This is a genomic window from Echinicola sp. 20G, from assembly GCF_015533855.1.
GTDB lineage: Bacteria > Bacteroidota > Bacteroidia > Cytophagales > Cyclobacteriaceae > Echinicola.
The window spans coordinates 2,340,405-2,362,677 of sequence record NZ_AP024154.1; the positions used below are offsets into that span (position 1 = coordinate 2,340,405).

General features: G+C 40.6%; 19 protein-coding genes. All 19 read left to right on the top strand.

From position 1 onward, the window contains the following. The first annotated feature begins 13 nt into the window (after nucleotides 1-13). The 19 genes from JL001_RS10050 (at nucleotide 14) to JL001_RS10140 (ending at nucleotide 22,267) form a co-directional block, all read left to right on the top strand. Nucleotides 14-640 carry a cytochrome c gene (locus JL001_RS10050; protein ID WP_200975955.1) on the top strand — a complete coding sequence of 209 codons (627 nt, stop codon included), beginning with the start codon at nucleotides 14-16 and terminating at the stop codon, nucleotides 638-640. Nucleotides 641-642: 2 nt separating this feature from the next. After that, complete coding sequence (locus JL001_RS10055; protein ID WP_200975956.1) at nucleotides 643-2,040, top strand: quinol:cytochrome C oxidoreductase; 1,398 nt, start codon at nucleotides 643-645, stop codon at nucleotides 2,038-2,040. 21 nt (nucleotides 2,041-2,061) lie between these two features. Then, the gene (locus tag JL001_RS10060) at nucleotides 2,062-3,090 is read left to right on the top strand and encodes a cytochrome c oxidase subunit II (protein WP_200980370.1); all 1,029 of its coding nucleotides are present in this window, start codon (nucleotides 2,062-2,064) and stop codon (nucleotides 3,088-3,090) included. A 27-nt stretch (nucleotides 3,091-3,117) separates the two neighbouring features. Then, on the top strand, nucleotides 3,118-5,013 hold the full coding sequence (locus JL001_RS10065; RefSeq protein ID WP_200975957.1) for a cbb3-type cytochrome c oxidase subunit I: 1,896 nt from the start codon (nucleotides 3,118-3,120) through the stop codon (nucleotides 5,011-5,013). Beyond that, the gene (locus JL001_RS10070; protein ID WP_200975958.1) at nucleotides 4,994-6,076 is read left to right on the top strand and encodes a heme A synthase; all 1,083 of its coding nucleotides are present in this window, start codon (nucleotides 4,994-4,996) and stop codon (nucleotides 6,074-6,076) included. The genes JL001_RS10065 and JL001_RS10070 overlap by 20 nt, the downstream gene beginning before the upstream one ends. Continuing rightward, a complete protein-coding gene (gene cyoE, locus JL001_RS10075) occupies nucleotides 6,073-6,978 on the top strand; it encodes a heme o synthase (protein ID WP_200975959.1) in 906 nt (301 codons plus the stop codon). The genes JL001_RS10070 and cyoE overlap by 4 nt, the downstream gene beginning before the upstream one ends. Further along, nucleotides 6,978-7,559, top strand: a complete 582-nt coding sequence (locus JL001_RS10080; protein ID WP_200975960.1) for a cytochrome c oxidase subunit 3 — start codon at nucleotides 6,978-6,980, stop codon at nucleotides 7,557-7,559. The genes cyoE and JL001_RS10080 overlap by 1 nt, the downstream gene beginning before the upstream one ends. 26 nt (nucleotides 7,560-7,585) lie before the next feature. After that, nucleotides 7,586-8,356 (top strand): cytochrome c oxidase subunit 3, encoded by a 771-nt coding sequence (locus JL001_RS10085; RefSeq protein ID WP_192008397.1) that lies wholly within the window; start codon nucleotides 7,586-7,588, stop codon nucleotides 8,354-8,356. A 22-nt stretch (nucleotides 8,357-8,378) separates the two neighbouring features. Continuing rightward, nucleotides 8,379-8,708: a cytochrome C oxidase subunit IV family protein gene (locus JL001_RS10090; protein WP_192008396.1), complete on the top strand. Its 330-nt coding sequence runs from the start codon at nucleotides 8,379-8,381 to the stop codon at nucleotides 8,706-8,708. 77 nt (nucleotides 8,709-8,785) lie between these two features. Continuing rightward, complete coding sequence (locus JL001_RS10095; protein ID WP_200980372.1) at nucleotides 8,786-9,454, top strand: SCO family protein; 669 nt, start codon at nucleotides 8,786-8,788, stop codon at nucleotides 9,452-9,454. Beyond that, on the top strand, nucleotides 9,441-9,995 hold the full coding sequence (locus JL001_RS10100) for a DUF420 domain-containing protein (RefSeq protein WP_200975961.1): 555 nt from the start codon (nucleotides 9,441-9,443) through the stop codon (nucleotides 9,993-9,995). Before JL001_RS10095 ends, JL001_RS10100 begins: the two co-directional genes overlap by 14 nt. A gap of 79 nt (nucleotides 9,996-10,074) precedes the next feature. Further along, nucleotides 10,075-10,275 carry a hypothetical protein gene (locus tag JL001_RS10105; protein ID WP_370567415.1) on the top strand — a complete coding sequence of 67 codons (201 nt, stop codon included), beginning with the start codon at nucleotides 10,075-10,077 and terminating at the stop codon, nucleotides 10,273-10,275. 119 nt (nucleotides 10,276-10,394) lie between these two features. After that, nucleotides 10,395-14,087, top strand: a complete 3,693-nt coding sequence (locus JL001_RS10110) for a PAS domain-containing sensor histidine kinase (RefSeq protein WP_236252769.1) — start codon at nucleotides 10,395-10,397, stop codon at nucleotides 14,085-14,087. Between the two features lie 74 nt (nucleotides 14,088-14,161). Continuing rightward, nucleotides 14,162-17,602, top strand: coding sequence for a hypothetical protein (locus JL001_RS10115; RefSeq protein WP_236252770.1), 3,441 nt, complete (start codon nucleotides 14,162-14,164; stop codon nucleotides 17,600-17,602). Nucleotides 17,603-17,764: 162 nt separating this feature from the next. Next, nucleotides 17,765-18,901, top strand: coding sequence for a hypothetical protein (locus JL001_RS10120; protein WP_200975965.1), 1,137 nt, complete (start codon nucleotides 17,765-17,767; stop codon nucleotides 18,899-18,901). A gap of 56 nt (nucleotides 18,902-18,957) precedes the next feature. After that, complete coding sequence (locus JL001_RS10125; RefSeq protein ID WP_200975966.1) at nucleotides 18,958-19,161, top strand: hypothetical protein; 204 nt, start codon at nucleotides 18,958-18,960, stop codon at nucleotides 19,159-19,161. Nucleotides 19,162-19,327: 166 nt separating this feature from the next. Further along, entirely contained in the window at nucleotides 19,328-20,032 is a 705-nt protein-coding gene (locus JL001_RS10130; protein WP_200975967.1) for an SDR family oxidoreductase, read from the top strand. An 11-nt stretch (nucleotides 20,033-20,043) separates the two neighbouring features. Next, entirely contained in the window at nucleotides 20,044-22,029 is a 1,986-nt protein-coding gene (ispG, locus tag JL001_RS10135; protein ID WP_200980373.1) for a (E)-4-hydroxy-3-methylbut-2-enyl-diphosphate synthase, read from the top strand. Nucleotides 22,030-22,075: 46 nt separating this feature from the next. Continuing rightward, the gene (locus JL001_RS10140; RefSeq protein ID WP_200975968.1) at nucleotides 22,076-22,267 is read left to right on the top strand and encodes a DUF6728 family protein; all 192 of its coding nucleotides are present in this window, start codon (nucleotides 22,076-22,078) and stop codon (nucleotides 22,265-22,267) included. Nucleotides 22,268-22,273: the final 6 nt, after the last annotated feature.

A 22,273-nucleotide genomic window follows, 5' to 3' on the forward strand; every position in this document is an offset into this window, starting at 1 on the left:
TAACGTTGAAGATATGAAAATTATTAAATCCATATATTTAGTTGCGCTTTCTGCTGCTTCATTGGGAGTAGTATCTTGCGGAGCTTCAGGGGATAATCAGGGACTGGAATATGCTCCTCAAATGTATCACTCTGTCGCTTATGAACCACTTACCCAAATTCAAAATGAAGAAGCTGGTAGCTGGTTGTCCAATAGAGAAGATGGTAAAGGTGAATTTTACAACAGTAACGTTCACAATCCTCATAATATGAACATGAGAGAACCAGTGCCAAACACGGTTCCTAGAAATCAATATGGAATGCTTCCTTATAGACTGAAAGTTGCCGACTTAACCGGTGCTGACAGCGTTCAAAATCCTATTGAAGTATCAGAGGATGTATTGAAAGAGGGAGAGCATACTTATATGCAATATTGCTTGCCATGTCACGGGCCTGCAGGTCAGGGTGATGGTAAAGTAGGTGAAGTAATTGGTGGTGTCGCTAACCTTACAGGTGGTGCTTACATCAACCTTACAGAAGGACACATTTTCCATGTAATTACGCACGGAAAAGGTAGAATGGGAGCTCATGCTTCTCAGATCACTCCGGAAAGAAGATGGAAGATTGTTCACTATGTTAAACAAGTAATTCAGAAACAATAATAATGGCGCACGTTACAAATTTTAACCTGGATCAAAAATTTGACTTCACGGCTGCTCTGAAGAAGTCCATCATGCTGATGGGAGGTATTGGAGCGATCTTGTTAGTCATTGGAATCTTCACTTCTATGGGAGGTGGGGAACACGGACACGAAGCGGCCGGTCATGGAACTGAACATGTAGAAGCTCCTGCTGATCACGGCGACCATGCTGCTGAGGCTGGACATGCAGAGGAAGGTGATCATCATGCTGAAGCTGCTCATGAAGATGAAGGACATGGTGGATACCACTGGTCAAAGCGTTTCTTCGCCAATCTGTGGATTAACAATGTGTATTTTGCAGGAATCGCCATTATTGGTGTATTTTTCTTTGCCATTCAATATGCAGCACAAGCAGGATGGGCTACAGCAATCTTGAGAGTAATGATCTCTTTTGGTAACTGGTTGCCGTTTGCTGCGATTTTAATGATCGTAACGTACTTTATTGCAGGACATGATCTGTTCCACTGGACACATCATGATCTTTTTGTGGAAGGTGGTGCTCATTATGACAAAATCATTGATGGAAAAGGTGGATTTTTCTACTGGCCATTGGCAAAAGGTAGCTTCCCGATTTTCTGGGTAGCCAGAATGGTAATCTTCTTTGGCTTATGGATCTTCTTCTTCAACAAATTGAAAAACCTTTCTTTCCAGGAAGACTTGAATGGAGGAACTAGCTATTGGTATAACATTAGAAAATGGTCAGCTATTTTCTTGGTAATCTTTGCCGTTTCTTCTTCTATCAGTGCTTGGGATTGGGTAATGTCAATTGATACACACTGGTTCTCTACACTTTTTGGATGGTATGTATTTGCCTCTTGGTTTGTAGCAGGGCTTTCCTCTATTACTTTGGTGACCATTATGTTGAAGGAGAGAGGTTATTTGGAAATGTTCAATGAAAACCACCTTCACGATTTAGGTAAGTTTGTATTTGGATTCTCCATCTTCTGGACTTATTTGTGGTTCTCTCAATTCCTATTGATCTATTACGCCAACATTCCTGAGGAATCTGTTTACTTTATAGAAAGATTGAGCAGCGATAAGTATGGTGCCTTTATCTTTGTTAACTTGATCATGAACTTCGTATTGCCATTCTTGGTATTGATGACCAGAGATGCGAAGAGACATGCTATTTTCTTGAAAGTAGTTTGTACTTTGATTATCATTGGACACTGGGTTGACTTCTTCTTGATGGTTCAACCAGGTACCTTAGGACATAACGGTGGGGTTGGTTTCATGGAGATTGGCATGTTTATGTTGTATGGATCAGTGGTTATTATGGTTGTGTTGACAGGTCTTTCTAAGAAAAACTTGATCGCTAAGAACCACCCAATGTTGGAGGAAACTTATCATCATCACATTTAATACGTATCCGAAAAAGATAGAATTATGGGATTTCTTATTGCACTAGGTGTTTTAATATTAGTATCCATCATATGGATGGTGTACAGGATACAATCTTTGGTTTCTGTAGTTAAAGGTTCTGACAAGAAAACCGCTACCGGAAGCAACAAAATCAATGCTGCCTTGTTTATCCTTTTCCTATTGGGTGCTGGTGGCTTGATGTTTTGGTATTCCATCAAAGAGTTTGATAATTATACCCTACCGATTGCCTCTGAGCATGGTGTGGTTACTGATAAGTTGTTTTGGATAACCATGGCCGTTACTGGTGTGGTATTTATCATCACACATATCTTGCTTTTCTGGTTCAGTTATGCTTACCAGTACAAAGAGGATAAGAGAGCTTCTTTTTATCCTGACAACAACAAGTTGGAGATCATTTGGACTTTGGTGCCTGCATTGGTTTTGACTGTTTTGATTGTTTCTGGATGGAAAGCTTGGACGGATATTACTGCTCCTGCACCTGAAAATGCTCATGTTGTGGAAGTAATGGGATATCAATTTGCTTGGGAATTTAGATACCCTGGCAAGGACAACCAGTTGGGAAGCTATGATTACCGATTGATCAATCCTTCTAACTCTCGTGGAGTGGATTTCACTGACAAGAATTCTTTGGATGATTTTCCTTCGCAGAAAATTGTCATTCCTAAGGGAGAGCCTGTGCTTTTCAAAATCAGATCTAGAGATGTATTGCACTCTGTGTTTGCACCTCACATGAGATTGAAAATGGATGCAGTACCTGGTATGCCAACTAGATTTTGGTTTGTGCCTACCAAGACTACTGCTGAAATGAGAGCAGAACTTCAGGATGAAGAGTTTGTGTATGAGTTGGCTTGTACTGAAGTATGTGGTGGTGGTCACTTCTCCATGAGAAGAGAGATTGAAGTAGTGGAGCCAGCAGAGTACCAAAAATGGATGGCTGAGCAACAAACATTTATTGAAATGGACCCTGAATTGATTGCTGACGCTCCTGCTGAGATCAAGGAGTTGGCTCAGATTCAAATCGGTGAATAAGATATAAATTGATATAATAAAATAATTATGGCAGTAGCTAACATATCATCACACGGTACTACGGCACATGATCATCACGATGATCATGCACATAGTGATAACTTTATCACTAAGTATATCTTTAGTACCGACCATAAAATGATTGGTAAGCAGTTTTTGGTTACCGGTATTGTATGGGCACTAATCGGTGGTTTCCTTTCAATCCTATTCAGGTTGCAATTAGGTTTCCCTGAGATGGACATGACTTTCCTAAAGCCTTTATTGGGTGGATGGATTGACGAAAGTGGTGCTTTGGATACCAATTTCTATTTGGCCTTGGTGACCATGCACGGAACCATCATGGTATTCTTTGTATTGACAGCTGGTCTGAGTGGTACATTCTCTAATTACTTGATTCCACTTCAGATTGGTGCTAGAGACATGGCTTCTGGATTTATGAACATGCTTTCTTACTGGTTCTTCTTTATGGCTGGTTTGATCATGTTTATTTCCTTGTTTATTTCTACTGGTCCTGCCGGTGGTGGTTGGGTGATTTATCCTCCTTTGTCTGCTTTGCAGCAGGCTATTCCAGGTTCAGGTCTAGGAATGACGCTTTGGTTGGTGGCTATGGTGTTCTTTATTGCTTCTCAGTTGTTGGGTGGTATCAATTACATCACTACTGTTATTAACTTGAGAACAAAGGGAATGTCTTTCTCTAGACTTCCTTTGACCATTTGGTCATTCTTCTTGACTGCAGTGATTGGACTATTGTCTTTCCCTGTATTATTTGCTGCGGCATTGTTATTGGTATTTGATAGAAGTTTCGGTACTTCTTTCTACTTGTCAGATATTTATATTGGTGGAGAGGCTTTGCCGAATACTGGTGGTAGTGCCGTGTTGTTCCAGCACTTGTTCTGGTTCCTAGGTCACCCAGAAGTATACATCGTATTGCTTCCTGCATTGGGTATCACTTCAGAAGTAATTGCAACCAATTCTAGAAAGCCAATCTTCGGTTACAAAGCCATGATTCTTTCCATGTTGGGCATTACTGTATTGTCTTTCGTGGTGTGGGCTCACCATATGTTCGTGTCTGGAATGAATCCATTCTTAGGGTCTATCTTTATGTTCTTGACATTGATTATTGCCGTACCTTCAGCTGTAAAAGTATTTAACTACCTGACTACTCTTTGGAGAGGCAACTTGGTATTTACGCCAGCGATGCTTTTCTCTATCGGTTTGGTATCTTTCTTTATCTCTGGAGGTCTAACTGGTATTTTCTTGGGTAACTCTGCTGTGGATATTCAGCTTCACGACACTTATTTCGTAGTGGCTCACTTCCACTTGGTAATGGGATCTGCTTCGTTCTTTGGATTGATGGCAGGTGTATACCACTGGTTCCCTAAAATGTTTGGTAGAATGATGGATGCCAAATTAGGTTATATCCACTTCTGGTTGACATTCGTAGGAGTTTACATGGTGTTCTTCCCAATGCACTACATCGGTATTGCGGGATTCCCTAGAAGATACTATAGCTGGACGAACTTTAACTTTGCTGACATGTATACAGACTTGAACATGTTTGTATCTGTAGCAGCGATCATTACTTTCGGTTCTCAGTTTATCTTCTTGTTCAACTTCTTCTACAGCATGTATAGAGGAAGAAGAGCACCTCAAAACCCATGGAAATCCAATACTTTGGAGTGGACTACTCCAGTGGAGCCTGGGCATGGTAACTGGCCTGGAGAAATTCCAACGGTTTACAGATGGCCATATGATTACTCCAAACCAGGTGCAAAAGATGACTTTATTCCTCAAACTGTACCATTGTCTTCAACTCCAGAGTCTAACTTACCTCACGAAGCGGAGCAGGTGAAATTGGAGAAGGAAATTATGGCAGAAGAGGGTGGAGATGTCCTTGTAGCTAATGAATCAAAAGACGCTTAAAAATATTAGCAGCTTTCGCAGGGTCAGTTTGATCACTGTGATAGCTGTTTATTTCTTGATTTTGGTTGGAGGGATTGTCCGCAGTTCCGGTTCCGGAATGGGATGTCCAGACTGGCCAAAATGCTTCGGGTGTTGGGTGCCTCCAACAGATGCCAGTCAACTTCCCGAAAATTATCAAGAAGTTTATCTCAACAAAAGGTTAGAGAAAAACGAAAGGTTTGTCAAAATGCTTCATGCCTTGGGCTTCCATGAGAAGGCTGAGGAAATCAAGCATGATAAAGCAATACTTATCGAAGGTGAGTTTAATGCGACAAAGACCTGGATTGAATATCTGAATAGGCTTACCGGAGCGGTTATTGGCTTATTGGTAATAGCCACTTTCCTATATTCATGGAAATTGCGACAAGAAGATAAGTTACTGCCTCTTCTTTCCTTCCTGAATTTGGGGTTGGTTATTTTCCAAGGCTGGATTGGTTCCATAGTGGTATCGACCAATCTCCTTCACTGGATGATTACGGTACACATGATCTTGGCTTTACTGATTGTATGTTTATTGCTTTATGTTCACTATAGGGCATACAAACTGAATCATGTTGTAAAACTGAAGACGGATAGGCCTTCTCATTTATTTGTAGTATTAATCATTGGTTTTGTACTGATGATGCTGCAAGTTGTCTGGGGAACACAGGTAAGAGAGCAGGTGGATATGGTGGCCGTGAAGTTTGGCAATCTTTTCCGAGCTGAGTGGATTGATCATTTGGGAATCGATTTTCTTATTCACAGATCATTCTCTTTACTGCTATTAGGCATTCACCTTTGGTTTATATATAAAGTATATAGACTTTCATATCGGAAGTCAAGTATATTGAAATGGTCACAAATAATGGTGGTTTTAATCTTTTTTGAAATCATCACAGGGGCTGGAATGGCCTACTTTGGTATTCCTGCCTTCTTGCAGCCTATCCACTTATTGGTGGGATCCTTGATCATCGGGGTGCAATTTGTGATTTTATTACAATTGAGAGATCAAAAGAAGATAGTGTTAAATACATCCAAATCATGAGGACAGTTAATTTATCTGAAGCGTCCTTCATAGAGAGTATAATCATTAGAAGTAAAGCTTATTATGAACTGATTAAGTTCCGGCTTTCTGCTTTGGTTACCTTCTCTGCTGTTTTCGGATTTGTTTTGGGAGACAGTGGCGTAATATTTTCTTGGGGCAAGTTCTTTGCTTTGATGGTCGGAGGTTTTCTGATCAGTGGGGCTTCTGGAGCTGCCAATGAGATTTTGGAGAGGGATTATGATAAATTGATGAAGAGGACACAAAATAGACCTCTTCCATTAAACATTATCTCTGTCAATGAAGCATATTGGTTTGCCGTAGTATTGGCTTTGATAGGAATCAGTGTACTATGGTTCTTTACCAATCCCCTTACTACAGGTTTGGGCGTACTGAGCATGATCCTTTATGCTTTTGTTTACACTCCTCTAAAGAGAGTGGGGCCAATAGCTGTATTTGTAGGAGCTATTCCTGGGGCCATGCCTCCCTTGCTGGGATGGACCGCAGCTACTGGAGCTATTACATATGAGGCATTGATTATCTTCGGTATTCAATTTATCTGGCAATTCCCGCATTTCTGGGCCATTGCTTGGGTAAGTGATGAGGATTATAAAAAAGCTGGATTCAAGTTGCTTCCTTCAGGAGGTAGAAAGGATTTGAATACAGCCATCCAAATTATGATTTACACCCTGTTTTTATTGCCTTTGGGTTTATTGCCAAGTTATTTTGGTTTGACAGGTTTGAATTCAGGAATTGTAGCTACCGTTTGCGGATCTTTGTTTTTGGCACAAACCTTTTCTTTGATGAGGGATTGTTCCAGAAAGTCAGCATTGAAAATAATGTTTGGTTCATTCCTTTATTTGCCAATAGTGCAGATAGCTTATTTATTAGATAAAATACCATAATGGAAGAGAAGTTAGCATACATAGAGGAGGCAGAGCAACCTATTGCCATGCACCCGAAGAAGTTTGCCTTGTGGTTATTTATCGTGAGTGTGGTCATGATATTTGCAGCGTTGACCAGCGCATTTATAGTAAGACAGGGTGAAGGGAATTGGTTGGATTATGATTTGCCACAAGTACTTTGGTTTACCTCAGGTATTATTTTACTGAGCAGTGCCAGTCTGCATTGGGCTTATATTTCAGCCAAAAATGATCAACTGACCAACCTTAAAGTGGCACTGTCCATCACAACTGTTTTGGGGATTGCGTTCTTGATCGGTCAGTGGTACAGTTGGGTTGCCTTGGTGGAAAGAGATGTTTATTTTGTGGGGAATCCAGCAGGTTCATTTATGTATGTACTGACGGGATTGCACGCAGCGCACTTGATAAGCGGTGTGATATTTCTAATTATTGTATTAATTTCGTCCTTTAGATATAAAATTCATTCCCAGAGGATGAATACCATGGAAATGTGTGCTACTTATTGGCACTTTCTGGGTGGGCTTTGGATCTATCTATTTGTGTTTTTATTATTGAATCATTAAGAATATTAAGTTAAAATCTAGATTATATGTCATCGACTGCAATTGAAATCAACTCCAAGAGAGGAACCTGGGGTGGTGGAAATGAGCCTTTAAAGGCCAGCTATGGAAAGCTCATGATGTGGTTTTTCCTTCTTTCCGACATCTTTACTTTTGCTGCTTTCTTGATCACTTATGGTGCGATCAGAGTAAGTTATCCTGCCTTTGAAGGCCCTGTTCATGATTTTGTCAGTTCTAATGAGTACTGGCCTATTCCAGAAATGATTTTCAATGCCGTGCCATTTCTGCATGGTGTTCATGCTCCCTTGGTATTCGTAGGTATCATGACATTTATCTTGATCATGTCTTCTGTAACAATGGTGTTGGCAGTAGAGGCAGGTCATAGAAATGATAGACAGGATGTCGTGAAGTGGATGCTTTGGACTATGCTAGGTGGAATTACATTCTTAAGCTGTCAGGCTTGGGAATGGTCTCACTTTATCCATGGAACGGACGCGGGAACGATGATGACTTATGTCAATACATTTGGAGAAACCGTGAAAGAAGTAGTTTTTGGGGCTAACTTGCATGTCAATGAGTATGGTCCGGCTCCTTTTGCGCAGTTGTTCTTCTTCATTACTGGTTTCCACGGATTCCACGTAACCATTGGTGTAGTATTGCTTTTCTTGGCTTTTTATCAGGCAGCTGTAGGTATCTACGAAAGAAGAGGTCACTACGAAATGATTGAAAAAATTGGTCTATACTGGCACTTTGTAGATTTGGTGTGGGTATTTGTATTTACCTTCTACTACCTTGTCTAACTAACAATAATATTCAATAGCTATGTCATTACACGAAAATAACAGCACATTGGAGGTATTGCCTCGCAATAAAGAGAAGATCAAAAAAATATGGAAGACAGCTTTGATCCTTTTGGTGATCACTTCCGTAGAATTCTTGTTGGCTTTTACCATGGAAAGGGGAATGTTATTGTTCGCCATATTCATTGGTCTTACTTTGGTGAAAGCGGCCTACATCATGATGGAATTCATGCACTTGAAAGATGAGTCCAAGACCTTGTTTTGGTCTATCATGCTTCCTTTGATCTTTTTGGTTTGGTTGCTAATAGCCCTATCCAAAGAAGGTGCTGACATCTTTATGTATAGATGGTAAAACATCAATAAAATATTTACAATAAAAGTAGGTTGGAAGGAATGCTTCCAACCTACTTTTTTGTTTGTAGAGGAGATATGAAAGTGGTAAGATTATTACAGGTTATGGTGCTCATCTGTATCTTGATGGTACCTGTGCTGATTGTGTTGTTTCTCCGGAATTTTGGAGAAAATGAATATGATATTCCCGTGCTTTATGAAAATGGGGTAGAGGATCCTTTTGGTGATTGTAACTTTACTTCTGAAGGCCAGCATTATATTCCAGAGTTTAGTTTTGTGGCTCAGGACAGTAGTGTGGTGGGAAGAGCTGAAATGGAAGGAAAAGTGACTGTAGTTGACTTTTTCTTTTCTAGCTGTCCAAGCATTTGTCCTGTTATGTCACAGGAAATGGAGAGGGTCCAGGATGCTTTTCGTAACGAAAGCAAAGTACAGCTTTATTCGATCAGTATAGATCCGGATTATGACACCCCTAAAGTGCTTTCCGAATATGCAGAGCTTCATGGTGCCAAACCTGAAAAATGGTTTTTTCTTAATGGTCCCAAACAGGAAGTTTATGACTTGGCCCGATGTGGCTTTATTTTGCCTACTGTTGATGGAGAAGGTGTAGCAGAAGACTTTGTTCATAGTGATAAATTGGCGCTTATAGACGAGAAAGGAAGGATTAGGGGGTACTATAGTGGCACCAATCGAGAGGATGTGGACTTGCTGATTTTAGAGACAAAAATATTATTACATGGAAAAGAATAGCATTTCATCCCCAAAAGAGGAAAAAGGGGTTTATAGAGTAATTACCATCATTTCTATTTTGATTCCTGTGGTGGTAGCGATCTTGTTATTTATGCCTTCTAAGCTTGATCTGGCCAGCGAATGGGTTTATTTTCTACCACATCTCAATGCTGTAATCAACTTTACTGCCAGCTTAGCATTGATTGCTGGCTTGGTTTTTATCAAAAATAAAAGGATTAATTTTCATCGGATTTGCATGACAATAGCCTTCGGCTTAGGAGCTATATTCTTGGTTTCTTATGTGGTTTACCATGCATCTGCAGAAAGCACCAGCTTTGGTGGAGAAGGTCTTATTCGAACGGTTTATTTTGTTATTCTGCTTACACATATTGTGTTGGCTGCGGTAGCATTATTCCCTATTCTTTTGGCGTATTATTATGGTACCAAAGGTATGGTGGAGAAGCATCGGAAAATTGTGAGATATGCTTATCCTATTTGGCTCTATGTCACCATTAGTGGAGTGATCGTTTACTTGATGATCAGTCCTTACTATTCACATTAAACTAAAACAGGTATCCAGTCGTTGAATGGTTATGAAGTCTTTTGTTTATAAATTTTATTTAATTGTTCTATTAATAGTTGTGCCACAAACTTTCAGCTTGGCGCAATGTGCCATGTGCCGGGCCTCTGTGGAAAATAATGTTTCCAACGGTGATACTACTGTGGGAGCCGGGTTGAATATGGGTATTCTTTACTTGTTTGTGGCTCCTTATTTACTGGCAGCGGTTATTGGTTTTTTGTGGTATAGGAATTCACGAAAGAAAAAGGTGGTGCCGGCTTGATAAGTTAATTAAGGAAAGCAAAGTTTGAAATTAGACTTTGCTTTTTTACTTTTAATACTATTGTGAGGTGAAGTATGCTTAAGAAAAGAAGGCTAATAATCATTTTTATTATAATCTTGATGGCAGCAGTGCTGGCATTGAATTTTTTTTCGGGTAGATCCAATTCTAATTTAGATGAGCTTGCTATTCAGCAAATAGAAACTAAAATCAGGGATGTGGCTCAAGAGTTTGATGATGATTACATTCAGCTCTTGATGAACAATAGACCTGATAAGCAAGTCTCTTTTTCAACCTTAAATTTCGATTTCAAGCATCCATTTTATCTATACAGTGACGAGGGCAAATTACTATACTGGTCAGATAATTCAATGATTCCAGATTTTAAGGATTTTAGAACTGGGGTAAATTATAGGTCTTATCAATTGATCGATAACCAAAAAGGTACTTATTTTTCTAGGGTAAGGACAATACCCCGAAATGGTCAAAAGTACATAATGGTCCAGGTATATTCGCTTTACGATAAAGTAGAGATAGATAATGAGTACTTACATGCAGGATACAATGACAATGTTTTTGGGAATGATCGGTTTATTTTAGCAAGTGATCCTATAAACGACTATAAACAGATTCAAGGTGAAAATGGAACATATTATTTTTCCATTTCATTACGCAGTGGATACAAGCCAGTAGGGCATAGCTCCAATACGACCTTGTTGTTGTTTTTCTTTTCCTTGACAGGCTTGGTGTTTATCCTAGGTGGTGATTTTGTGATGAAATTATGGAAGAGAGGTAGGAGAAAGCTAGGGCTTCTGTATGCTTTATTTATCTTGGTTAGCGTGAGGGCAATGATGTTGGTGTTTCACTTTCCCCAGGACTATTTTGAGGTGCCATTATTTGATCCTTCCTATTACGCTTCTTCAGCGCTCAACCCAAGCCTTGGTGACTTGTTGTTAAATGTGATGGCTTCGGTTATCATTTTAGCGATGATTATTAGCCTATTAGGTAGAAGAGAAGTGATAGTGGTATTCGCCAAGGTCAGGAAAAAATACTACGAGTGGTTCTTTTACTTATTGGCTTATTCGCTTTCAACAGTTTTTTTGTTTTTGTTTTTTAAGCTCTTTACCAATATTTCAAATAACTCCCAGTGGAACCTAAATATTCTTGATGTTCCTACTTTTGATTATTTCAAAGTCATCAGTATCATCATTTTGTTTTTGGGCGGTGCGGCATATTTACTTTTTACCATCATGTCCATCAATTTAGTTTTTTATCAGGCAAGGGCGAAGCGAGCTTATGCGCTAAAAATCCTGATATTGTTTTCTATACCATTTTTGGCTGTATCAGCTTATTTTGACTTTATCTACCTGGTGGTTTTTTTGGCTCATTTTATACTGTTAGTAGCTGTCATCACTTTTGAGCTTTATGACAATGTGCTGAAGTTACAGTTGAATACTTTCTTGACTTTTTTCTTTGGCTGTCTGATGGGAGCGGTGATTACCGGTGCAGCTTCTTATCAGGATTTTAGGAAAAGGGAAATACATTCCAAAGAAAAAGTAGCTGAGCAGGTTATGATGGAGAGTGATGCCATGGCCGAATTTCTGCTCAGTGACGTGATTGATAGACTAAAAGATGATCTGTTTATCAAAAACAAAATGGTTGATCCATCAAGATCCAAAGAACCCATTGAACAAAAGATCAGGAAGATTTATATATCCAACTACTTCGATCAATATGACTTGAAAGTGATGATATATAATGTGAAAGGTGAGGATATTCTTAATCGGGAAAGTGAAGAGGTATTGGATGATTACAGGTTCAGGTACATGAACAGTGATTATGCCATAAGTGCTGTTCCAGGCTTGTACTTTGTCAAAGGTAATGAGGGAATAGAGGGGAATAAATTTTACACCTTCGTGCCTATGTTTAAAAACGGGAATTTTATTGGGACTATTCTATTGGAACTTATCCAAAGAAGAATTCAGTCCAATAGTGTTTTTCCAAAACTTTTGATGGACAAAAAGTACATGGATGACATCCAAAATGAAAGCTTTGACTATGCTGTTTTTAGGGATAATATCTTGCAATTCAGTGTTGGAGCATTTAATTATCGAAGTCCAGTTGTGATCGGCTTATTGGAAAATGATAACCTTTTTTCTACAGGTATTTTCAGAAACGGATACCACCACTTTGGTGTAAGGAATCAATCTAAAACCATTTTGGTATCTAGTCCAATTTATCCTTACAATTATATTTTAGCGGATGTTTCCTTCTTTTTTATCAGTTACATTGCCTGTACGCTTTTCTTTATCATGGTCTATGCCTTGGTTACAGGAGTGGGGAAGGTGAAATTCAATTATGCCACTAAACTTCAGTTCTATCTTAATTTTGCCTTTTTTGTTCCTATGTTGGTCATCAGTGCGATTTCAATAGGACTATTGAGCAAGTCTTATTTGGAAGATCTGCACAGACAATATTTTGAAAAAGCAGAAATTATCAGAGATAATCTAGCCCAATATATGGAAGAGGAAAACCAAGGAACGATGGATTTAGATGATTTCTTAGCAGAGGTTTATGTTTTAGCGAGTACCACGGCAACTGATATCAATGTTTATCTACCCTCAGGAATGCTTATGGCTACCAGCCAGCCTAATATTTTTGAGAAAAAAGTGCTGACTAAGTACTTGAACCCAGAAGCTTATGCGGAAGTATTGGAGGCCCAAAACAATAGGATAATTTTAGAAGAGCAAGTGGGAGACTTAAAATACAAAACAGTTTACTTGGCCCTTCGGGATGTTGGACGACAAAATATTTTAGGAATTATTGCCATCCCATTCTTTGAATCCGAAGAGGAACTCAATGTGCTGATAGTAGACGTGTTCAGCACGATTATTAATATTTTTGTTGCGATTTTTATAGTGTTTTTGATAGTTTCGTTTTTCATGTCCAAGAATTTGACAGATCCATTTAAGCTGCTTACCCAAAAGTTAAAAGCTACAAATTTGGAAGACAATGAACCGATGTTTTGGCCAATCAAAGATGAGATCGGCTTGTTGGTTAATGAATACAATAACATGTTGTTTAAGTTGGAAGCGAGTCGAAAAGTGTTGGCCGTAAATGAAAAGGAATCAGCTTGGAGAGAAATGGCCAAGCAGGTAGCCCATGAGATCAAAAATCCATTGACGCCAATGAAACTCACCTTGCAACATATGTTGAGGTTGCAGGCCGCGGGACGTTTGGATGATCCTGAAAAGCTTAAAATGCCGATCAACAACATGATTCATCAGGTGGATACATTGAGTGATATTGCGACCTCTTTTTCGACATTTGCTAAAATGCCACTGCCTAAGAATGAGCTGATGGACTTTGAAGTGGTAGTGACAAAAGCTGTGGAGTTGTTCAATAACAACGAAAAGGCAGAAGTGAATTTTCATGATCAGGTGAATGCCAATTTGAAAGTGATGGGGGATGACAAGCTTTTTGGCCGAGTGATCTCCAATTTGATTATCAATGGCATTCAGGCTGTGGAAGAAGATAAAAAAGCGGTAATTGATGTAGTACTCACAGCGGAAAGTGGCTGGACCCGACTAGAGGTAAAAGATAATGGACGAGGTATCCCCGAGGAGCTTAGGGAAAAGATTTTTATACCAAACTTTAGCACCAAGAGCGAAGGCTCAGGTTTGGGACTGGCCATTGCCAAAAGAGGGGTTGAAACAGCGGGAGGCAATATTTGGTTTGAGACCGAGTTGGAGAAAGGCACTTCTTTCTTTTTGGCCTTTCCATTGGCCAATGTGCCAGCTCATTCGTCTTCTTAAAGACTATTTCTAAAGGAATGAGTGTTTGGTGCAGAAATAGTAGCATAACTTTTTTAGCAATACTTTGCGGGTTGATGCTTGGTCTTGTGTTGCCTGGGAAAGCACAAGACAGGATATGCAAGTGGGTGCCCACAAAAGGTGCTCAGGATTCCCTGGTTTTTCAGCTTGATTCATTGACTGCACTGGAAAGCTCCATTATTGTTAATCCTTCCAACAAACAAGCAATTACCTGGGATTACAACTCCACTACGGGGCATTTGACCATAAGAAATAAGGAGACTTTCCCTGACTCATTGGAAGTTTGTTATCAGCGTTTTCCTTTTAGTCTTCACCAAACATTTGCAAAGAGAACCTTGGAGGAGGACTATGATTCCATGGCCTACTTCAAGTCCAAAAAGGAAATCCAGGCTGAGGTGTTTGATTTTAGGGAAGAGATTTTTCCAGATACCAAACTGAATAAATCCGGAAGCTTGACCCGGGGGATTTCCTTTGGAAACACTCAAAATGTCTTTGTGAACTCTTCTTTGAATTTACAGATGGATGGTGAGCTGACTGATGATTTATTTATTAGGGCGAGTATTACCGACCAGAATGTCCCTTTCCAGCCAGAGGGAAATACCCAGCAGATCCAGGATTTTGACAATGTGCTGGTGGAGTTATATAATGATAATTTCAGTCTAAAAGCGGGTGATGTCGTTTTTCAGCAACGAGAATCTTCATTTTTGCGGTATTATAAAAATGTTCAGGGGCTTCAGTTTACGTCTGACTACCAAGTTAATGAGATTTGGAAAGCATCCACACAAGTAGGAGCATCCATCGCCAAGGGGAAATTTAGCTCAGTCATCATGGAAGTTCAGGAAGGTGTTTTGGGACCATACAGGGTGCCTGGACCTGAAAATGAACGTTATGTGATCATTATGGCCAACTCCGAAAAAGTCTTTTTGGACGGCAAGCAGCTTCAGCGGGGATTTAACCAAGATTATGTCATTGATTACAATCAAGGTCAAATTACCTTTACTGCCAATGTGCTGATTACCCAATATTCTAGGGTAAGGGTGGACTATGAATATGCGGAGCGGAATTTCACCCGATCGATCATTACGGCTAACCACATTCAAAAAAGCGATAATGCCAGCTTTTATGTCAACTATTACAAAGAGCAGGATAACCGAAACCGCCCCCTTTTTTATGATTTTTCTGATGCGGATAAACAGCTTTTGGCATCAGTGGGTGACAATGTCAATGCGGCCGCTGTCCCTAGGGTAGATAGTGTAGCGTTTGACCCAAAAAGAATTCTGTACAGAAAAGTAGTGACAATAGATTTGCAAGGAAGGCCAGTGACTTATTATGAGTATTCGACGGATAAAGAAGAGGCCCATTTCAATGTGACTTTTACGGAAGTAGGGGAAGGAAATGGCAATTACAGGCGGAAAGAACAGTTGGCCAATGGCTTTGTATATGAATATGTTCCTCCTTTAGATGATCAACTGCAAGGTAATTACACCTTATATTCGATTTTGCCAGCTCCCAATAAAAAACAGATGATGACCATGGGGGGAGAGGTGATACTGGGAGAGTATGAAAAGGCATATGGAGAAGCAGCCTTTTCCAATCAGGACCAAAATCTATTTTCTGATCTGGGCAATGAGGATGATAAGGGCTTTGGAGTGAAGACTGGTTTGGTGTCAACAGGAAGAAAAGTGAATGGTTTGGAAGGGTACCAATTGAAAGCGGCGACAGAGTTGGAGTACAATTCCATGGATTTTCGTTTCATTGACCGTTTGCGCTATATTGAGTTTGATAGGGATTGGGGCTTGATTCAGGCAGACTTGGATATTCCTACCAGTGAAAAGCTGGTGATGGCAAATATCGGTATGTCCAAAGATGCGGCCAATGAATTTTCCTATCAGGTGAACTTTAGAAAGCGGGGGGATCAGCTACAAGGGACTCAACAAAGGGGAAGATATTACCAGCAGTTGGGCAATAGGATTTTTACCGGGCAGAACTTGTTTTTGCTGAATAGTGACCTATCCCAAACCGAATCAGATTGGCTACGGTATGATGCAGAGGTTTATTATAAGTCAAAGATTTTGGTGCCAGGCTATCAGTTTAATGTGGATAGAAATCAGATTAGAGATACTGAGCAAGATTCTGTGATCAGCAGTGCCATGAATTTCCTTTCCCATCAATTTTATATTAAGTCCAATGATACTCTTCCTTATAGTTTTTTTGCGGATGTCACCTGGCGGGAAGACCAGTTTCCGGTAGCTGGCGAAATGCTTCCAGACACCAAAGCCTTTACCACCAACTATGGACTGCAGCACCGATTTGGTCAACATGATGTGAAGGGAACATTTACCTATCGTAAGCTTGAGCACCTCAGAGAAGGTTTGGGAGATGAAAGTACAGTGATGGGACGATTGGATTACCAAAGCGCTATATGGGACAATAACTTCAGGAATGAGCTTAGCTATGCCATTGGTAATGGACGGGAGCTGAAAAGAGAGTTTGTCTACTTACCTGTTCCCACAGGAGAAGGAACCCATACTTGGCGAGATGACAATGAGGATGGAGTGCAGCAGCTCAATGAATTTTACCTGGCCATAAATCCAGAAGAGAAAAACTATATCAAAGTATTTACCCCAACTGACGAGTATATCCAAGCCTACACCACTTTGTTCAATTATCGCCTTAATGCCGGTTTTCCGGACCAGTGGGGAGATGAGGCTGGTATAAAACGAGCACTGTATAAATTCTCCAACACAACCAGTTGGAACGTAGAGAAGAAAATTACTTCCACTGGTTTTTGGGATCGGGTGAGCCCTTTTTCGGCTGGAATTGCCGAAGATGATCTTGTTTCCCTGAGGCATGTGTTTCGGTCAACATTGTTTTTTAATCGTACTTCGGCACTTTATGGTTTTGATTTGGGCTTCTTTCAAAGCAGGAACAAACAGTTACTTATTGGGGGATTTGAGGAAGCCCAACAAGAAGACTGGCGGTTAAATACCCGGGTGAATTTCAATAAAAGCATCAACCTGAGAATGATCTTTAGCAATGGAGAGCGAGTGGCTGCCTCGGATTATTTGGATAATCGTAATTATCATGTCAACCAGTATGGCTTTGGTCCTGAGCTCACTTGGCAACCTTCTACTTTTTTTAGAGCGACCACCAATTATCGCTATACCCATAAACTCAATATTCAGAATGAGGAATATGATGAAGTAGCGGGCCTTCATGAATTGGCTGCTGAGCTGCGTTATGCTAGAGCCATCAAGACCACCATCAATGCCTTACTCAAATTTACCCATATTGATTATAACGGACAGGCCAATTCACCAGTGGGCTATGAGATGCTTGAGGCCCTGACCAATGGAAGCAATGTAAGCTGGAGTGTCAATTGGATCCAAAAGATAGGCGAAGGGCTTCAGTTGAATATGACTTATGAAGGTAGGGATTCTGAAGGATTGAACCGCTTGATACATACCGGAAGAATGCAGGTTTCAGCTTTGTTTTAAAATCACTTCCATTATACATACGTACTTTGATTTATAAAAAAATAGATAAAGATGGTTATTGATGATAAAATATTTTAATTTTAATGTATACTGTTCGATTTGGTTGATTTAATCAACTTTACCCATTTTATAAAATTACAACCCTATTTCTAATTAGAACCTATGAAAAAAATACTACTGGTATTGATGACTTTGGGGGTGGCCATGAGTTGCTCCAGCCAAAAAGAGAAGACAGAAGCACAAGAAGAAGTTACAGCACCAACCAAAATTCCGGTACATGCTTGGCTGGGAGGCTATAATGACAAGCCTGAGGCTGAGATCAAGGAAAAATTCCAGGAATTCAAAGACCACGGCATCGATGCCTTAATGTATAATGGAGGCCATGATCCAGCCAGTTATAAAAAGGTAGGAAAGATAGCCAAAGAAGTGGGCCTGGGTTTCCATGCCTGGATCCCTACCATGGTGCAGCACAAAACCGATGAGATCGATGCGGACTGGTATGCAGTCAATGGTCTTGGAGAGTCTGCCTTGGAGAAGCCTGCCTATGTGCCTCACTATACCTTTTTGTGCCCAAGTAAGGATGGTACTTATAATTTTCTAGAAAACATGTACAGTCAAGTGGCTGATGTGGAAGAGGTGGATGCTATTCACTTGGATTATATCCGTTTTCCGGATGTAATCTTGGCGAGAGGATTGTGGGATAAATATGGTTTGACCATGGACAGGGAATATCCTCAGTTTGACTACTGTTATTGTGACGAGTGTACAGGAGACTTTAAAGAAAAAACAGGTATCGATATCAAAGCGGTGGAAGATCCCTCCCAAGTAGAAGAATGGAAGCAATTCCGATATGATTTGATCACCAGCATTGTGAACAGGCTCTCTGATATGGTGCATGAGCATGGCAAAGAAATTAATGCTGCCGTATTCCCTGGACCTTCTAATGCCATGAAGATGGTACGCCAGGAATGGGATACTTGGAAGCTTGATGCGGTGTTTCCGATGAACTACAATGATTTTTATTTGGAAGGAACGGACTGGATTGGTTCCATCACCAAGGAGGAAGTGACCGCTGTGGATGGGAAAATGCCGGTGTACAGTGGCTTGTTTATCTGTCCCAACCCTGAGAAGAAAGCAGAAATTGCCGATCCAGAAGGGCATGGCTTGATTCCAAGTGAAATGGCAGAAGCCATTCGTCAGTCCATCGACAATGGTGCAAAAGGAATTTGCCTATTTACTCCAGGAAGAATGACCCCTGAACATTGGGTGGAGTTTGAAAAGGCGATTTATAAGAAATAAAAACCGTACTTTTCTGGAGATTTAAGCCCTTGCTCACAGCGAGGGCTTTTTTTATTATGAAAAATCAAGACAGCCTCCTTCCATTGGATAGAGAACGCAGCCAGCGAGATTATACCGGGAGCTTTAAATTCTCGGTAATCCTCAAGGTTGAAAAAGGGATAATGACTTATAAGCAAGCCCAGCGGATTTATGGTTTCCAAGGAAGAAGTACAGTTTTGGTTTATACGTATCAGCAAAACCCTACGTTTTCGATTAGCTAAGAAGGTGAGGGGAAATGGTAGGTTTCAAATGATAAAATTAGAGGTTTTATAAAGAGAAACGAATGATCTAGATAATAGCGATTCTTTTAAAAAATGGTAACTTTGTGAACAGGAAATAGTTGTTACACTAACTATTGAAAAAGCAAATAATTCAAAAGACAACCTTATGTCCAAAAGTATTTTAGTGACAGGCGGAACCAAAGGCATTGGCAAGGCGATTATCCAACGTTTTGCCCAAGAAGGATTCGATATTTTTACCTGTTCCAGACACCAAAAAGACCTTGAGGAGTTGACAGCATCCATCAAAAAGGACTTTCCGACCATAAAATTATATTCCAAAGTAGCAGACCTTTCCCAGAAGGAGGAGGTCAATGCTTTAGCAGCGGCGGTAAAGGAAAAGTTTGTTCCAGATGTGTTAGTGAACAATGCGGGGGTATTTTTGCCAGGAGCCATTCATGAGGAGCCAGAAGGGAACTTTGAGTTGATGATGCAGACCAACCTGTACAGTGCCTATTACCTGACTAGGGAATTTACCGGTGCCATGATCGAAAGGAAATCCGGTCATATTTTCTCTATGGGCTCTATTGCAGGTTTGACCGCTTATGCAAATGGCGGAAGCTATGCAATCTCCAAATGGGCCATGCTGGGAATGACAAAGTGCTTGCGTCAGGAACTCTTGCCCTATGGGATCAAGGTGACTTCTGTGATGCCAGGAGCTACCCTAACTGCCAGTTGGGAAGGGGTGGACATCCCAGAGGAAAGGTTTATGAAAGCCAGTGATGTGGCGGAATCAGTTTGGGGAGCTTATAACCTTTCTCCCCAATCTGTTGTTGAAGAGATAGTGATAAGGCCTCAACTCGGGGATCTTTAAATATAGAAATGATGGAAGTCAAAGAGACCATAGCAAATACCAAGTATTGTAACAGCCTGACCAGTTACTCCAGAAGAAAGACGATTCCGGTAAAAATCGGCAATGTGTGGGTAGGAGGCGATAATCCGATTGTGGTTCAGTCGATGACCACCAAGGATACCATGGATACAGAAGGCTCGATAGCAGAGTGTATCCGCATGATCCAAAGTGGCTGTGAGCTGATCCGTATCACTGCGCCAAGTATCAAGGAAGCGGAGAATTTGCGGAATATCAAGGATGGTTTGGCAAAGCAAGGTTACTATGTGCCTTTGGTGGCGGACATTCACTTTACCCCCAATGCAGCAGAAATTGCTGCTGGAATTGTGGAGAAAGTAAGGATCAATCCGGGCAATTATGCGGACAAAAAGAAATTTGAGGTTATCGAACATACGGATGAGAGTTATCAGGAAGAGTTGGAAAGAATCCGTGAACGCTTTTTGCCTTTGATAAAGATTTGTAAGGAGCATGGTACCGCCATGAGGATTGGTACCAACCATGGTTCTTTGTCGGATAGGATTATGAGCCGTTATGGGGATACGCCGTTGGGTATGGTGGAATCTGCCTTGGAATTTCTGAGAATCTGTGAGGAGGAAAATTACCATGATATTGTCATTTCCATGAAATCTTCCAATACTCAGGTGATGGTGCAGGCCTACCGTTTATTGGTACAAAAGCTGGATGAAGGTGGCTTTAAACCGTACCCTTTACACCTCGGTGTGACTGAAGCGGGAGATGGTGAAGATGGCCGGGTCAAATCAGCTGTGGGCATAGGAACCTTGCTGGAAGATGGTCTCGGTGATACGGTGAGGGTTTCTTTGACAGAAGATCCGGAATTTGAAGCACCTGTTGCAAGGGCTTTGATCGATCGATATACCAAAAGGCCTGGTCATGAGGATATCAAAGCAATAGAGGACTATCCGCTAAACCCATTTGAATATAACAAAAGACATAGCTTAGAGGTCTATAATTTTGGTGGTGCCAATGTGCCAAGAGTGATTACAGATATTTCCAAAGTGGAGAATATCACCAAAAAGGAATTGAAGCATGTTGGGCACTTCTATTTGCCTGAGCTGGATAAATGGAAGATGAATGATCAGGGATGTGATTTTGTTTATTCCGGGAGCAACCCGATTTCTTTTATGTTGCCGAATGGTTTGAAGGAAATTGTGGATTGGAAGTTTTGGATGGAGTTATCAGACCAAAACAATAAGTTTCCAGCTTTCACTTTGGAAGAGTTTTTAGCGACAAAAAACTACCACTCAGAACTGAATATCCTAAAGCTAAAAGATGTAGAAGTAGTGGAGGCGATCGGAGTTTTGGAAGGTAGAAAGGATGTGGTGATCATCTTGCATAGTGATAACAAGCACAATATGCCTGCCTTAAGAAGAGCTTATATCTCTTTGATCAATGCGGGTATCCAACTGCCCATCGTCACGGAAGCAGGATACAAGGAGCAGGATGCAGACCAAACCATGCTTTACGCGGCGACAGATTTGGGAGGTTTGTTGATTGATGGCTTGGGTGATGGTGTGATGTTGGGATTGGAGGAAAAGGAGCAACAAGATAGAAAGGCCATGTTGGAGACGGTCAAACTCCATAACTCTGTCAGCTTTGGCGTCTTGCAGGCAGCCAGGACCAGAATGTCTAAGACAGAATATATTTCCTGTCCTTCCTGTGGTAGAACCCTCTTTGACCTACAAGAAACTACGGCCATGATCAGAAAGCGTACCGATCATTTGAAAGGGGTGAAAATTGGAATCATGGGTTGTATTGTCAATGGCCCTGGAGAAATGGCAGATGCCGATTATGGTTATGTGGGCTCTGGGAAAGGAAAAATAACCCTTTACAAAGGCAAAGAAGTGGTGAAGCGGTCTGTTCCTTCAGAAAATGCAGTGGACGAACTGATCAACATTATCCGTGAAGATGGTCAGTGGATCGAACCAGAAGCGGTGGAGTAGTTGTTAGAAAGTAGAACCAGAGTACCAGACATTAGATTTGAACAGTATGGCCAGTAATAAATTCAAGGAGTTCTTTCAATTGGGTGAGGTAGGAAATTATTTTATTCGGGTTTTTAAAAAACCGGATCCTAACCAGAAAAGCAATTATAACCTGCGCATGATGCATGGGATCAACAAAATATCGATTTTGGTGTTTTTAGCGGCGTTGATTTTCTGGATTGTAAGAAGATTAATGTAGGAACTC